Genomic DNA, 16,349 nt, shown 5'->3' with positions numbered 1-16,349 from the left:
CTTCCTCTTCCTTTTCACATAACAATAAGTAATATTGGAGTTTATTTTGATCCTTTATTGCTATTTATATTATCGTTAAAATAAGAGGCTTTGGATGATCCAAAGCCATTTTTTCAGTGTACACTCCTAAGCTAATTTGCCGAGCAGAAAGCTATTCAGATAACACCTTATTCATGCTTCCACTCTGATATCCAATTAAATCTAACGTGATATATTTGTAACCATAGCCTTGAAGTGCTTGCACGATCGAGTCATGATTTTCAAGAATTTCCTTCATATCATTAGGTTCTACTTCGATCCTTGCAATATCCTGATGTGTTCGGACCCGTACTTGATGAATATTTAATGTTTTTAAATAAGCTTCAGCTTTTTCAACCTTCGTCAGCTTTTCTTTTGTAATATATTCACCATAGGCAATTCTTGAAGAAAGGCAAGCTAAAGATGGTTTATCCCATGTCGGCAAACTAAATTCCCGGGAGAGTTCTCTGATCTCCTGTTTAAAAAGATTAGCTTCTAGGAGTGGACCGCGTATCCCCTTTTCTTTAGCGGCTTGCATACCTGGTCGGAATTCATTCATATCATCAGCAATGACACCATAAACTACATTTTGAAAGCCCTTTTCTTCCATAACTGGAATTATGTGATCAAATAAACTGCTTTTACAAAAATAGCAACGATTTTTATTGTTTTCCGCGTATCCTGGGATTGCGAGTTCAGATGTTTCAATCACTTGGTGCCTGACACCAATTTGATTTGCAAGTACTTTTGCCTCTTCAAGCTCACTAGAAGGGTAGCTTTCAGAGTCTGCTGTAATGGCGAGAACATGTTCAGCACCTAATGCGTTCACAGCAGCCTTTAATAGAAATGTACTGTCCACTCCTCCTGAAAATGCTACAACCACGGATTCCATTTCTCGGAGAATAGACGTTAATTTTTCGTATTTCTCTGTTAGCATGGTCCTTTTCTCCCCCTATCCCTCATCCAATTTAAAGTCAGCCATTGTTAATTTATTTATTGAGCTGTAGATTTATGTGTACCTTGGATTATATAGTCATGCTGCCAAAGCCGCCATCAACACGAACGAGAGTTCCTGTTACGAAACTTGACGCTTTCTCAGAGGCAAGCCAAACAGTAGCACCTTGTAACTCTTCCGCCTCACCAAAACGATTCATTGGGGTATGTCGCATGATTGATTCAATGCGTTCTTTATCTAAAATTTTTCGGTTTTGTTCAGCAGGGAAAAACCCTGGAATAATTGCATTAACACGAATCCCATTTGGAGCAAATTCACGTGCTAGAAACTGTGTAACGCTGTTAAGGCCTGCTTTTGATACGGAATAAGTAAACACTCTTGAAAGTGGTGTTGTTGAGGAAACAGATGAGATATTAATGATGCTTCCTTTTCTATCCTGCTCAATCATTTTCTTTGCAAAAATCTGGCAGGTTAACACAATTCCTTTTAAATTTATATCCATAATTTTGTCCCATTCGTCCATACCAAGTTCAAAAAATGGTGTAGCACTATTTGTACCTGGTGCATTTAAAAGAATGTCCCAGCCGCCGGACCATTGTTCAATTTCATTCGCAACGTTAACTAAAGAATCCTTTGAACTAACATCTGCAGAAAACGCCTTTGCTTCCCCGCCGTTCTCTTCAATTTCCTTGACAACTTCCTCTGCTTTTTCAAGATTACGTCCTACAATCGCAACTTTTGCCCCTTGAGAAGCCAAGCCTTTTGCCATTGCTGAACCCAATACACCATTTCCACCAATTGCGACTGCAACTTTTCCACTTAAATCGAATAAATTTGACATCATTCTTCTCTCCTTTGTTCTGTTAAAATAAATTTCCATTTTCATTAAAAGGAATATCATAAAGATCTGAACTTAGTTCCATATTTGGATGCTGTTTTACATATTCAAGTAAAGGCTCAGATACTTCAATTTCACTTAACACTAATGTATTTTTAATGCGGACTAATTTGACGTTTCTAAAATCTAGAATATTGCATGTTTTAATAGCCGCTTGGATCGCTTGTTTATCGTTTGGTAATGTCGTAGCAATTTTTGTAGGAGCAACAACGGTTGAAGTTAAACCATTTGCATAAGTTCCTTCTTTGTCCATCTTGTCTATTAGCCGTTGTGTTGTAAAATCAGCCGTTCCTACGCCATTGGCATTACCCTCTGATTGATGTGTTACATCGAGCACCGCCATTTTGTTAACTTCAGGTCCACCAGATGCATACGGTGTTGGGTAACGTCCCGTAATATTCGGATCCATACCATCCCCACTAATATTTTTACCTATTTCATCTATTACAAGGACATCCAATTGATCAAAGAAAAGCTTTGGCAATAACTCTTTTGCTTGTTTTTGAAGTTCATGTTCTCTATTAATAATCTCTTCTGGAGTAAGTACATCAATAATTGCAACTTTATCAAATGCATTTTCAACTGTTGCAACTCCGAAAAGTATGGGGGTCTCTTCCATGATGATCTTTGCCATGGCTGGGACATTTTCTGCCATATATTTAAATCCCATTTGATGACAGGCCTCTGCCCCTTTTTGCTTTCCTAATCCAATGCTAATCATCTTCATAATTCCACTTTCTACTGGTCCACGAAAAGCTGTGTGTGGTTTCACACGATTAATAACAACGATTCCGTCCGCTTCTGATGCAAATTTATCCACATAGACTGGTAATCCATTCGGCAGCTCACTAATCTTTACTACATCCATTGAAGATCGAATCTCGCAACAGACACTTTCTTCGGTTACACCAAGATGCGCTAAAACTTCGCGTTGACCCTCTGCAGTCGCCCCCCCGTGACTCCCCATGCTTGGTACAATGAAAGGTTTAGCTCCTAAATCTTTAAGAAACTTGACCGTTACCTCAGTAATTTCAACGAGGCGATCAAGTCCGCGGCTGCCAACAGCAACCGCAATTTCCATCCCAGGCTGTACTTTTTTCTGAATATGTACTTGCTGTAATTGTTCCTTCAGCGTAGTACCAAGGTCATCAATCTTTGTGTTATCAAAGTGAACTTTGACCTTTGCCATTTTAGGAACTGGAATATCTTTTAATAATTCTTGTAGGATACCCATGTTTGTATCACTCCTTTTTTTTACCTATTAAAGTTTTCCTCATTCTATTACATTCCATGTATTGATGAGGCTATAATGAAATCCCCTGTAATCCCTTACAAAAGAAACTAAAAAAAAGTATTATTCATTAATTTGTTTACCAAACAAACTAATTACCTGTATAATATCATTATGGCTAAATTACGTCAATATTAATAACTTATTTCCTTTTAAAAATGCAAGGAGGTTCTTTATGCTCACAGGAGATGCAGCATTTATCAAGAAAATGAACAAGTCTTTAATCTTAAGTAAAATTGTTGAGCATAAATTGATATCTAGAGCAGAGCTTGCAAAAATTACAGGATTAAATAAAGCGACGATCTCTGTACAGGTATCAGATTTATTGGACAAAGAATTAATTATTGAAACACAACAGGAACACAAAAGTTTGGGGAGAAGGCCAATCATGCTCTCAGTTAACCGAGAGGCAGGTTTTGCCCTGGGAATTGACCTAGATAAAAATTCAATTACTTTTACCATATCAGATTTAATTGGTACTTCTATTCAGACAGATATAATTGAAATACAAGTATCTGAATATGATGTCATTCTTAAGTTATTAATAGAACAGATTACTTGTTATAAATTTAAATTCGCCCATACTCGTTACGGTCTTGTTGGTATTACCATTGGAATTCATGGAATTGTGAATAAAGATGAAATAATTGATTTTGTCCCTCAACACGGTTGGCGAAACAAAAACTTAAAAAAAGACTTAGAAAATGAAATAGGAGTCAATGTTTACCTCGAAAATAATGCCAACTTATGCTCCATTGCGGAAAAAGTGTATAAACACCACCAAAGTAACAACCTATTATCTGTCAGTTTGTATTCTGGAATTGGTCTTGGATTTATTATCAATGGTGGATTATTCAAAGGATTCCACGGTTACGCAGGTGAGATTGGGCATATGATTGTCGTTCCAAATGGACTCCCCTGCCGTTGCGGAAATTTGGGATGCTGGGAACAATACGCTTCCGAATTGAGTTTTATTACCCAATTTGCTGAAAATCAAAAAGAAATAGCTTTCAACCTTGAAGATTTTCAAAATCGGATCAATGAACATGACCCTGTTTTCCTCAAAGAGATAGATCGATTTATTATGTATCTTTCTATTGGATTAAATAATTTAATTAACCTTTATAATCCTGAAATCTTAGTGGTAAATAGTGAAATCCTTCGTTTATATCCTAATGCAGCTGAAGAACTTAAAGCCCATCTCTCTTCTTCCATTAGTCATTATTCGGAATTGTTGATCTCAGAATTTGGCAAAAGGGCGTGTATCATGGGTGCCTGTGCTTTGACCATTCAAAACTTTTTAGGGGTTTCAGAGCTTTGTTTAACTTCGTGTGAGGAAAGCTTTCTCGATAAATAGAATAAGCAAAAAGTAACTATAAGCCTTCATTCCAGAGGGCTTTTTCCTTTTTATTTGGAATGAATGAAATAGCGAGAAAATCGACGTAATTATAAGAAAAAAGATGATGTGAACACTTTCATAACCAATGTTCCCGTTTTCATCCTGTTTGTTTCCGTTTTCAGTGAGTTTGTTTAAATTTTGATAATAAATGATAATAAGAGTATCAAATTACTAGGAGGAATTGTAATGAAACATTTAATTAATTTAGTAGTTAAACAAATTGAAAAACATGGTGAATACATTCCATTTCATCTATCTGAACCTGTCAGAACCAATTCACGTAAATAAAATGTGAATTGGGTTTTTTTTTGGCTTTTTAAACTTGGCTGTTGATTTCCGCTCCAATCAACTTGGCTATAAAATCAACATTGTCCTATAACACAGCCTAAAAAAAAAGAAAGTGCCTGACACCATAGTGCCTGACACCCAATTTACTTCATATCTTTTTTCGGTCGTTTTAATTTTAAAACCATTCGCCAAATCCTAGTTTTCTCAGGTGATTAGCTGAAATTGCTAGGCATTCAAATGGATCGCGACCATACGTATCATCTTGTTCTACCAAGAAATATTGTGCACCGCTTTCAAGACCGGCTTCAGTAATCGCTTTGATATCAAGGTTTCCTTCACCGAGTTCTGCAAATTCAATCGTATTCGTGAATTTGTCAAAGAATTTAGCCATATCTTTGAAGTCAACTTCACTTAAATCCATTTGTCCAATTCGATAATCCTTCAAATGTAAGAGTGAAATACGACCTGTATATTCCTTAACAAACTCCACAGGATTTACGCCTGCTCTTTGAATCCAGTGAACATCTAATTCAAATCCAAGCTTAGTGGTGTTATTTTTAATAATGTCTAACAAATATTCACCATCATATTTTTGAAATTCTAAATGATGAGTATGGTAATACAATTCAATTCCATGCTCAGCTAATCTGTGAGCCATTACTTCTGCCTTTTCAATAAATTCCATGATTTTATCTTTATGGCCCATACATGTTAACGGAAGCATACCAATACGTAAGAAATTACAATCAAGTGTCTTACAATCATTAACTATTTTTTCAAAATCACTTGTCAATGTTTCGCCAGGCATTCCAGGCAACATTGGCTCTACAGCGGCAGAAAGAGCCGCAATCTTGATATCAAAATCTACACTCGCCCTTTTTAATTCCGCTACGTTTTCTGGAGTCATAGGTATTTGAGATACTTCAACAGCGTGATATCCAAGCTCACTAACTTTTCTCATTGTTTCATAAGCACCTAGTTCTTCCACTTTGCCTTTAAGCATCATCATTTGAACGCCGATTTTACCTTTTTTCATGGTTATCCCTCCATCTTAATACTTTGTTTTGTCTCTGAAGAAAGTCGAATGGCATCAATCATTTGAATAGATACGACCGCATCCTTTGCATGAACATAATCATGAGTACCCTGTAAAATACAGTTATAGAATTGATTGATCGTTTTCGCATGGCTGGCACCATAATAGAATTTTGAGCCAGGCAGCTTAGCATCTTCTACCAATTCTTCCTTTTTTCCCTCTTCATTTATTCTTGTGAGAATGCTGTCTTTAATGATGAATTTACCCTTTTCAAGATATACTTCAAGCTCTACACTGGAGTTCTCTGGATTGGCATTGGTTGAAAAAAATAATCCTCTTGCACCGTTTTCGAAGAGTATATGTGCGGAAGCAGTATCTTCCACTTCAATCCCATAATCCAATAATTGGTCCACTGAACCTCTTATTGATTCTATTTTTCCGCCGACTAGCTGGATTAAATCCAGTGTATGGAGGGATTGATTGATCATGGAACCGCCCCCGGCATACGCCATTTTTCCACGCCAAGGTTTCACATCATAATAAGCTTTTGGTCTATACCAAGCCACCAATCCTTTAACTCCTGTGACCTTGCCATATTCGCCGCCTTTGACAATCTCCATAAGCATTTCAAACGACTCATTATAACGGTTTTGTAAACACACACCGATTTTAACATCACTGTGTTCTTCCTCTAGTTTTACGAGTGCCTGTCCCTCTTCCGTGTTCAAGCCCAACGGCTTTTCTTGAAAAACATGAACACCCTTTTCTACACAAGCTTTTGTTATAGGATAGTGTAGATAGTGAGGCAGGCAATTATGGACAACATCAAGGTTTTCTTTTTCAAGCATCTCGTGATAATCTCGATAAAAATTTACCCCAGGTACGTTATCTTTTAATGATTCATCAAGATCACAAACTGCCACTAACTCAGCATTTGGGTTCGCTTGTATAGCTGGAATATGAATTTTTGAAATATCTCCAAGCCCTATTACTGCTACTTTTAGCATGAGCTTCTCCCCTTTTTTGAAACGAACTCAAAGCTGTATTAGCGATGAGTTCGTTTCATGTGTTTGATTACTTTCTAACCGGATATTTACCTTCTTCTGCAATCCGTTTATTTAATTCTTCTAGGAATAAATCTTCATCAAATGGTATTTCCACTTCCTTGCCTAACCAGGCTGACAGGTGCATAGCATTTGCAAGTCTAACACCATTAATGCCGTCGCTGCCAGGTGCTAATAATGGAGTACCTTCTACAATCGCAGAAGCAAAGTCATCTAATACAGCAATGTGCTGTTCGCCCCAAACATTGCCAAAATCAAGTACTTCCTCAGTGAAAATATCACCTGCACCGCCGCCCATAAACAGCTTCATAACATCTGACATATCCATGGAATTGCTCATTTCATTTTCAGATTTCTTCAGGCGCTTGATGGTTACTTTCTTACTATCGTCTACCACAATTTTTCCTTTATCGCCCAGGATTTCTAGACGGTCAGTCCCCACTACATCGTGTGTACGAGTTACAAATACACCAGTAGCACCATTTCCATAATCAAATACTGCTGTCACATCGTCTTCAACAACAATATCTCTTTGAGAGCCAAATTTTACTTTTGCATAAACCTTTTTCGGCATGCCGCAAATCCATTGAAGCAAGTCAATTTGGTGTGGCGCTTGGTTTACAAGGACACCTCCACCTTCTCCGCCCCAAGTTGCTCTCCATTCACTTTGATTGTAGTACCCTTGAGGTCTCCACCAAGTAGTAATAATCCAGTTGGTACTACGAATGCTGCCAATCTCACCATTATCAATAATTTCTTTTACTTTTTTATAAAGTGGATTTGTACGCTGGTTAAAGAAGATGGCAAACTTAACTTCAGGCTTTGTTGCTGCAAAGTCGTTTAACTCTTTAACTTGTTTTGTATAAACACCAGCTGGTTTTTCCACTAATGCATGGAGGTTTCGTTTTAGTGCTTCGATTCCCATTTCAGGATGAAGATAATGCGGAACAGTTGTAACGACCGCATTAACGTCACCGCTTTCCATCATATCGATATAATTATCGTAGAAAGGAACACCAGGATACTTCTCTTGCGCTACTTGTTTTTTAGCAGGATCATTATCACAAATCGCACCAATCACCATGTTTTTAACTTTGCCTTCAGAAATGAAATTAGCGTACATACCGCCTTCTGCACCTAAACCAATAATCCCTAATCTAACTTGTTCCATTATTACTTCTCCTCGCTTTCAATTGTTTTAAGAATTTCTAAAAGTGCTTCATATTGAAGCTTGTAGCCGCCGGCACCATCCAGCCCCTTGTTGTCTTTTATAATCTCAGTTGCATCCTCAAGTTCTAAATCCTTTAGTGAATCAAAGAGAACGAGGTGTGGCTCAAGCGTTAAGAAGCCTTTGTAACCGCTTTGAATGAATTGTTTCAGCAGCTCAGGTATTTTCCCTTCTCCAGTCCCACAGACAACATTTTGACTGTCAGATGTTACAGCATCCTTTATGTGTATATAAACAATCTCATTCTTTAAGAGATCGTAACACTCCTGAGTGTCCTCACCGCACTGTACGAAATTAGCGAAGTCGAAAATCCCTTTGAAGTAAGGAGAACCAACCTCTGTTAAAATCTCATGACAGCGTCTTCCGATATCACCAAAGATATCCTTTTCATTTTCATGTAGTAAAATAACATTGTATTTTTCTGCAATGGCGGCATATTCCTTGAGCTTACTAATGACTTCCTCACGATATTGGTCGGCATTGTCGCCTTTAGGAATATAAAAGCTAAATATACGGATATATTGACAATTTAATAAGTTGGAAATTTGACAAAGCGTGTCCAACATGATCTTTTGATTGGCAAATCCATCTTCATCGTTAATGAACACCTTGCCAATAGGCGACCCTATTGAAGAAACACCGATACCTGCCTTTTGAAGCCGTGGTTGTACATTTTCTTTAATCTCATCAACAGTATAATCACCAATATTTTTCCCATCAATACCGCGTAAAGAAAGATAATGCATACCAAGATTTGAGACAACTTCAAGCTGGGTATCAAAATCAGAAGAGATTTCATCTGAAAAGCCTGAGATCATTAAGTCTTTATTCATTTAGGTCTGTTCCCCCTTTTTCACAGTAATGTTGCTAGTAATTTTATTTTTACGATAACGTGACGGTGTGGTGCCCACCTTCTCCTTAAAATACCGACTAAAATGGGCAACACTCTCAAAGCCAGTTACCCGTGACACCTCTGTTAGCGTTCGATCAGGCTCCATTTCCAACAAATATTTCACCTGATTGAGCCGGCATCCCATCACATATTCCATCACCGTAAAGCCAGTGACTTCCTTAAACACATGCGAAGCATAATACTTACTCAGATTCAACTCTGCAGCCACTCGATCTAAACTTATTTTTTCGCTATAGTGTTCATTAATCCAAGACGCAATGGCCTCTGCATGATGTTCCTTTTCAGTCTTTTTAGTTGTTACTTGAGATAACTCTTTTTGACTCATTTTAAAAATTCCTAACAACAATTGAACTAACTCAAGTTTCACTTCGGCTTCTAATAGTTCATTTTTCTTGCCGGTTCGTTGCATTTCTTCATTAATCTGTTCCAACGACGCGGCGATTTCCTTTATCCGTCCATCAACAAATTGTCCCGCTTCATCATATCGTGTTCGCAGCAAACAATTGTTAAGTTTTTTAAAAGGATCTAACAAATTTGGGATTCCAAGAGTTGTCAATAACTCTTGCAGCCACGTAGGTGAAAAATGAAGAATACTCCTTGTATACGTGCTGCCTGTCCTCGGGTTCGGTTTATGCAATGTCATACCATCCAAAAGAATGATATCACCTGGCTGTAATTCATAAATCCTATTATTAATTAAATACTTAAAATCACCCGAATGAAAAAAATAGATCTCATATTCTTGATGTGAGTGAAAATTAAATATATTGGACTCCATACCTTGTGCTCGGTAGAATGCGTTTATCCATTCATCCATTATTTTCTTTTTGTTAGGAGATGTATTCCACTCATCCATTACTCTCACACCCTTATAGGTAAGCGTTAACAAATTAATTTGTTAACTGAACATACTATTATTATATTGCACTTAGAAACCAAAATCATTCTCTAAAACTGCTTAAAAATAGTTATTTTTTGACTCACATTGCTTTTTAATAATGAATTTTAGACAACCGACTATTAAAAAAAGAGACAAAACCAGCTCCTGTTGAGCTAGTTTTGTCTCTTTTGAAAGTGGTCCAAATCAAACTGCTTATTCCATCCAGTGTGTATGGAATACTCCTTCTTTATCAACACGTTGATAGGTGTGAGCACCAAAGTAGTCACGTTGTGCTTGTAACAGATTAGCTGGTAAAGTTTCTGTACGGTAGCTGTCATAATAGGCAATCGCGCTAGCGAATGACGGTACAGGAATACCACGCTCAATTGCCACAGCAAGAACTTGACGTAATGGCTGTTGATAGTTTTCAACAATTTCTTTGAAGTATGGATCTAACAATAAGTTTCTTAATTCAGGGTCGCGATCATACGCATCTTTAATCTTTTGTAAGAATTGTGCACGAATGATACAGCCTCCGCGGAAAATCATCGCGATATTACCGTATTGAAGATTCCAATCGTATTCTTCAGAGGCAGCACGCATTTGTGCAAAACCTTGTGCATAAGAAACAATTTTACTCATATATAATGCTTTACGAACTGCTTCGATTAATTCTTCTTTATTGCCTTCAAACGCCTTAACTTCTGGTCCATTAAGAACCTGACTTGCCTTAACACGCTCATCCTTCATTGCTGAAATAAAGCGGGCAAATACAGATTCAGTGATAATTGGAAGTGGAACACCTAAGTCTAAAGCATTTTGGCTTGTCCATTTACCAGTACCCTTTTGACCAGCTGTATCGAGGATTAAGTCAACCATTGGTTTACCAGTTTCTTCATCCACTTTCGTAAAGATATCAGCCGTAATTTCAATCAAATAGCTGTCTAATTCGCCTTTATTCCATTCAGCAAAGACCTCATGAAGCTCTTTTGCATCTAAACCAAGGACATTTTTCAAAATAAAATAAGCTTCACAGATTAACTGCATATCTCCATATTCAATTCCGTTATGAACCATTTTCACATAGTGACCAGCACCATTTGGACCAATATACGTACAGCAAGGATCGCCCTCTACTTTTGCAGAAATGGCTTCTAAGATTGGTTTAACAAGGTTATAAGCCTCTTCTTTACCGCCTGGCATGATAGAAGGACCTTTTAATGCGCCTTCTTCTCCACCTGAAACTCCAGTTCCGATGAAATGGAATCCTGCTGTCTCTAGTTCCTTATTACGTCTGATTGTATCTTGGAAGAATGTATTCCCACCATCAATTAGGATATCGCCTTCTTCAAGAAATGGCTTTAAAGAGTCGATGGTTGCATCTGTTGCAGTACCAGCTTTAACCATTAATAAAATTTTGCGAGGCTTTTCTAAAGATTTAACGAATTCTTCAACAGTACGTGCACCTACAAAGTTTTTTCCCTCTGCTTCATTCTTTAAAAACTCTTCTGTTTTATCGTATGAACGATTAAATACAGCGACAGAATAACCACGGCTTTCGATATTTAGGGCAAGGTTTTTACCCATAACAGCTAAACCAATCACACCAATTTGTTGTTTAGACATACTATCCCTCTTTCATTATTAATACTACTTAGATAACCATATTTCTTTCATTAATACAATTAAAAAGTGCTTTTTAGCGTCTTAAAAAATATTTTTCGGCATTATCAAAACAAATATTCTTTACCATTTGCTCCATTTGCTTCATGTCATTCGGCGCTAACCCTTTTTCAACCCATTCGCCAAGGAGGTTACATAGAATTCGGCGGAAGTAATCATGACGTGCATAGGATAGAAAACTTCGAGAGTCTGTCAGCATACCAATAAAGTGACTGAGTAATCCGACATTTGCAAAATCCTTCATTTGTCTCTCCATACCATCGATATGGTCTAAAAACCACCAGCCTGAGCCTAATTGAACTTTTCCTGGAATCCCTTCTTCATAGAAGTTACCCATCATTCCAGCTAAGACTACATTATCTTTTTGGTTCAAGTTAAATAATACAGTTCTAGGAAGTGCATTTTCCTGATCAAGGGCATCAAGGAATCGGGATAGCCCCTCAGCCATATTAGCTTCTCCAACTGAGTCAAATCCTACATCTGTTCCAAGCAATTCCTTCATCCTTGTGTTGTTGTTTCGCATTGCTCCCATGTGAAGCTGCATGACCCACTGCTTTTCTGCATACATTTTTCCAAGTTCTTTTAAGAGGAAAATACGATAGGCAATCATTTCATCATTTGTAAGTTGTTCACCGCTAATACGTTTATTGAAAATCGCTTCAACCTCTTGTTTGGTTGTTTCTACATATTCCATTTTTTGAATATCATGGTCTGAGGCACGGCCCCCATTTTCATGAAAATACTCTACTCTTTGTTTCAAAGCTGTTAAAAATCCATCTAAGGAATCCGTTTTTATGCCTGAAACATCCGCCAATTTTTCAATCCAGCTTTTGAAAGTTGGACGTTCAATAAAAAGCGCACCATCCGGACGGAATGTTGGAGCAATAATTGTTTTAAAGGTCTCATCATTTTTCAGTAATTGATGGAATTCTAATGTTGAGATTGGATCATCCGTTGTTCCGATAAACTTTACATTTGATCTCTCAATTAAAGCTCTTGCACTGAATTCAGGCGTCTGTAACTTTTCATTACATTCTTCCCAAATTTCTCGAGCTGTCTCAGGACTTAATACTTTATCAATACCAAAGACCATTTTTAATTCTAAGTGCGTCCAATGGTATACTGGGTTTCCAATTAAATGTGGAACTGTCTCTGCCCATGCTGCGAATTTTTCCCAATCACCCGCATCTCCGGTAATGTATTGCTCTCCGATACCATGCATGCGCATTGTTCGCCATTTATAATGGTCCCCACCAAGCCAGATTTGAGTAATATTATCGTAAGACTTATTTTCCCAAACTTCCTCCGGATCTAAGTGACAGTGAAAATCAAAAATAGGTGAAGATGCTGCGGCATTTTCATACAGTTTAACTGCAGTATCTGTATTTAACAAAAAGTGTTGATCCATAAATTTTTTCATCGAATACCTCTCCTTTAGATAGAAATTCATACGGTTAATGCACATCTGTAACCCCTTACAGAAATATATAAGTATTTGTTATCAGATCGTTCTCTTTTAATTTGTTTATTAAACAAATTAATTACATTCCTAATTTATCATGTTTAATATGTTTAGTCAATTAACTATTTAGGAATTAATAGAATAATAACGACCTTTTAATGAAAGAACTGATATAATAAGAATATAAACAAAGGAATGCACGAAATGGAGGATAAAAATGGTTACGGGTGATGCGGCATATATAAAAAAAATTAATCGCTCTTTAATCCTTAGAGAAATTGTTAAAGAAGGAATGATTTCGAGAGCAGATCTATCCAAAGCCACTAACTTAACAAGAGCAACCATCTCAGCACAAGTTGCAGACTTATTAGAAGAAGGGCTTATTATAGAGACACAGCTTGAGCATTTTTCGGTTGGAAGAAAGCCGATTATGCTCTCATTGAACGGACAAGTTGGCTATGCACTTGGTATTGACCTTGATTATGGTCAAATATCATTTACATTATCAGACCTTCTTGGCTGTCCTGTTTCATCTAATATTATCGAAATAAATACTTCAAATTATGCAGAGATTCTTCCTCTTTTAATTCAACAAATCAAAAAGTTCAAAACAGATTGCACTACGAGCCGCTATGGTATTGTAGGAATTGTTATTGCCATCCATGGTCTGGTCACAAAAGACGAAGAGATCCACTATGTTCCACGGTTTAATTGGCATGATATTAATCTCAAGCGTGATTTAGAAAGAGAATTTGATACGTCTATCTACCTTGAAAATAATGCAAATCTAAGTTCTTTTGCCGAAAGGGTCTTTGCGCACCATGAAACAGACAACTTGTTATGTGCCACCCTCTATTCTGGGATCGGCCTAGGTATGATGATGAACAATGAGTTTTTCCGAGGAAATGACGGATATGCTGGTGAAATAGGTCATATGATTGTTGTTCCACAAGGTAAACCATGCAATTGTGGAAATAAGGGTTGCTGGGAAAAATATGCTTCGGAATCGGTCATTTTTGAACATTTATCTGAAAAACGACAAATAAAGAATCTAACTTACGAACATATTCAAAAGTGGCTTAATGAAGGCGATGTGGAAGTGCACGAATTGATGGAACAATTCCTTTTCTATCTTTCCATTGGATTGAATAATATGATTAACATGTATAATCCAGACGTACTCGTGCTTGATAGTGAACTGCTGCGTATGTATCCGGACTCTCTCGATAAAATTAGTGGAAATCTAAATTCTTCAATTAGTCATTACCGGGAATTAATGATCTCTACTATCGGGAAAGAATCTTGTGTCCTTGGGGCATGTGCACTTGCTATCAAACATTTTCTTGATGTCCCGATGTTAAATTTACCTTATGAGATAAAATCCAATCGAATTGGAAGCGTACTCATTTAGAACTTGATTACCCCTTCTTTCAAGGAAAAACCCCTTTTAGCTAGTGCTAAAAGGGGTTTTTATCGATGTTCATTACGCACTTTTTAAACTATCATTCACCTTTTGTTTTTCTTTAAGTTCATCAACAATCTTTTTATAAAGATCCTCTGTTAAATTATACAGAACAATTAAGATAACCGCAGCAATTAAGTTTAGTCCGGCTGGAACGAGGAACATTAGCCCTTTTATACCAAGGAGTGCGCCAGCAGTTTGCTCTGCATTTGGAACATAACCGATTAATCCAAGGGCAACGCCAGGAATAAAACCAGCTAACGCCTGTGCTAGTTTACGGAAGAAACTGTAACTTGAATATACAATCCCTTCTGTCCGTTGTCCTGTTTTCCATTCGTGATAATCCACTGCATCCGCAACCATTACCCATGGTAAACCTAGTGCAAAGCTAAGACCTAAGCTTCCAATGGTAAGTAATATAAGGAAAGTCGGTACGTTAGCTGGTAGAACAAAGTTCGCAACATCCGCGGCAACTCCAATAAAAAGACCGATAATAAATGTTTTCTTTTTTCCAAGTCTTTTAACAAGTGCTGGAATAAAAAATGAACCAATGACAGCGATTCCAATACTAGTAAATGAAAGCAAAGACATAAGACCTGGATTTCCTAAATTATATTGTAAGTAATATAACTGAACAGCCGTGCGTAGGTTACTCCCTGCAACCATAAACAAACAAACGAAACATAGAGCAATTAGCGGTCTATTACTTAGCAATAATTTGAAGAGTTTCGACATCGGAAGCTTTTCTTCTTCTTTTTTAGGCACCCTAATCACATTTTCATTTGTATTACGATAGCAAATATAATGGAATATGACCCCAATTAACGCCATCGAACCGATTCCCACGGTATATCCTAATTTTTGATCTGGAAAATATAAAACAATTGGGATAACAACCATCCCAGAAATAAGCATTGCAAATTGGCTGCCAATAGCTCTGAAGGATCCAAGAGATGCCCGATCCACAGAATCTTGGGTCATGGAAGCTGCGAGTGATCCATAAGGAATATTAACAATGGAATACGACAACCCAAAGGCCATATAGGTTATAAAAGCAAAAACAATTTTTCCTGTATCTGAAAAGTCAGGTGCCATGAAAGAAATGACAGTCATAATGGCAAGCGGAATCGATCCAAATAAGATGAACGGCCGGAACTTACCTCGTTTACCTACCTTCCGTTTATCCACAAAAGCACCTACTGAGGAATCTGCAAATGCATCAAAAATCTTTGATACTAAAAATACGAGGCCGCCCCAATAAGCAGATATTCCTAAAATATCTGTATAGAACTTAAGCAAATAAATTTGCCCCATATCAAACATAAATCCATTACCCACATCACCTAAACCATAGGAGATTTTTTCTTTTAAGGTTAATTTTTTTTGGGCACTATTCTCCATCATGTCTCCCTCTTCCTTTTATATTAATTAAATGTGTTTTACCTGTAACCCTTTTCAAAACTACAAAGACTATATGGTTGGAATATTAAACTTGAAAAAGGTTTCTTTAATTTGTTTATTAAACTAACAAATTAACTTCATTGATAGAATACCACCGTCGACAAATTTCGTCAATAATAATTTGTAAGCGTTTATCATCCTGTCCAACCCATTTATAAACATTTATCCAGCAAAGATCAAGGAGGAAGTTCATGAAATAACAAAAAAGGCTCCGATTCGCATGAAATCGGAGCCAATATTACCTAGTACGATATCTTATAATGAAAAAAGATAGCTAACAGATGTTAGCTATCTCAGACTGTCGACAAATC

13 protein-coding genes are annotated in these 16,349 nt (G+C 37.1%); 2 read left to right on the top strand and 11 right to left on the bottom strand.

The window, feature by feature from the left end:
* Positions 1 to 151: 151 nt before the first annotated feature.
* The 3 genes from larE to J7E67_RS12175 all read right to left on the bottom strand — a co-directional run bounded on the left by larE (position 152) and on the right by J7E67_RS12175 (position 3,105).
* Entirely contained in the window at positions 152 to 955 is an 804-nt protein-coding gene (gene larE / locus J7E67_RS12185) for an ATP-dependent sacrificial sulfur transferase LarE (RefSeq protein ID WP_214713308.1), read from the bottom strand.
* An 88-nt stretch (positions 956 to 1,043) separates the two neighbouring features.
* The gene (locus J7E67_RS12180; protein ID WP_168245983.1) at positions 1,044 to 1,814 is read right to left on the bottom strand and encodes an SDR family oxidoreductase; all 771 of its coding nucleotides are present in this window, start codon (positions 1,812 to 1,814) and stop codon (positions 1,044 to 1,046) included.
* A gap of 22 nt (positions 1,815 to 1,836) precedes the next feature.
* Positions 1,837 to 3,105 (bottom strand): nickel pincer cofactor-dependent isomerase, group 22, encoded by a 1,269-nt coding sequence (locus tag J7E67_RS12175; protein ID WP_214713309.1) that lies wholly within the window; start codon positions 3,103 to 3,105, stop codon positions 1,837 to 1,839.
* Between the two features lie 232 nt (positions 3,106 to 3,337).
* Between J7E67_RS12175 and J7E67_RS12170 the strand changes: the two genes are divergently transcribed.
* Positions 3,338 to 4,519 (top strand): ROK family transcriptional regulator, encoded by a 1,182-nt coding sequence (locus tag J7E67_RS12170; protein ID WP_214713310.1) that lies wholly within the window; start codon positions 3,338 to 3,340, stop codon positions 4,517 to 4,519.
* Between the two features lie 505 nt (positions 4,520 to 5,024).
* On the opposite strand, the gene J7E67_RS12165 is transcribed toward J7E67_RS12170, so the two are convergent.
* The 7 genes from J7E67_RS12165 to uxaC form a co-directional block, all read right to left on the bottom strand.
* Positions 5,025 to 5,885, bottom strand: coding sequence for a sugar phosphate isomerase/epimerase family protein (locus tag J7E67_RS12165; RefSeq protein ID WP_214713311.1), 861 nt, complete (start codon positions 5,883 to 5,885; stop codon positions 5,025 to 5,027).
* A gap of 2 nt (positions 5,886 to 5,887) precedes the next feature.
* On the bottom strand, positions 5,888 to 6,892 hold the full coding sequence (locus tag J7E67_RS12160) for a Gfo/Idh/MocA family protein (protein WP_214713312.1): 1,005 nt from the start codon (positions 6,890 to 6,892) through the stop codon (positions 5,888 to 5,890).
* A 67-nt stretch (positions 6,893 to 6,959) separates the two neighbouring features.
* Entirely contained in the window at positions 6,960 to 8,120 is a 1,161-nt protein-coding gene (locus J7E67_RS12155; protein ID WP_214713313.1) for a Gfo/Idh/MocA family protein, read from the bottom strand.
* 2 nt (positions 8,121 to 8,122) lie between these two features.
* Positions 8,123 to 9,010: a sugar phosphate isomerase/epimerase family protein gene (locus J7E67_RS12150; protein ID WP_214713314.1), complete on the bottom strand. Its 888-nt coding sequence runs from the start codon at positions 9,008 to 9,010 to the stop codon at positions 8,123 to 8,125.
* A complete protein-coding gene (locus J7E67_RS12145; protein WP_214732018.1) occupies positions 9,011 to 9,946 on the bottom strand; it encodes an AraC family transcriptional regulator in 936 nt (311 codons plus the stop codon).
* 237 nt (positions 9,947 to 10,183) lie between these two features.
* Positions 10,184 to 11,596: an NADP-dependent phosphogluconate dehydrogenase gene (gene gndA / locus J7E67_RS12140; protein WP_214713316.1), complete on the bottom strand. Its 1,413-nt coding sequence runs from the start codon at positions 11,594 to 11,596 to the stop codon at positions 10,184 to 10,186.
* A gap of 73 nt (positions 11,597 to 11,669) precedes the next feature.
* The gene (gene uxaC / locus J7E67_RS12135; protein ID WP_214713317.1) at positions 11,670 to 13,073 is read right to left on the bottom strand and encodes a glucuronate isomerase; all 1,404 of its coding nucleotides are present in this window, start codon (positions 13,071 to 13,073) and stop codon (positions 11,670 to 11,672) included.
* A gap of 259 nt (positions 13,074 to 13,332) precedes the next feature.
* Between uxaC and J7E67_RS12130 the strand changes: the two genes are divergently transcribed.
* Entirely contained in the window at positions 13,333 to 14,526 is a 1,194-nt protein-coding gene (locus tag J7E67_RS12130; RefSeq protein ID WP_214713318.1) for an ROK family transcriptional regulator, read from the top strand.
* 72 nt (positions 14,527 to 14,598) lie between these two features.
* Here the strand turns inward: J7E67_RS12130 and J7E67_RS12125 are convergent, their stop codons facing one another.
* Complete coding sequence (locus tag J7E67_RS12125; protein WP_214713319.1) at positions 14,599 to 15,981, bottom strand: glycoside-pentoside-hexuronide (GPH):cation symporter; 1,383 nt, start codon at positions 15,979 to 15,981, stop codon at positions 14,599 to 14,601.
* Positions 15,982 to 16,349 lie beyond the last annotated feature (368 nt).

Source organism: Bacillus sp. ISL-46 (assembly GCF_018613205.1).
The sequence above is the reverse complement of the archived record's forward strand: the minus strand, read 5'-3'. Positions and strand labels throughout refer to the sequence as shown.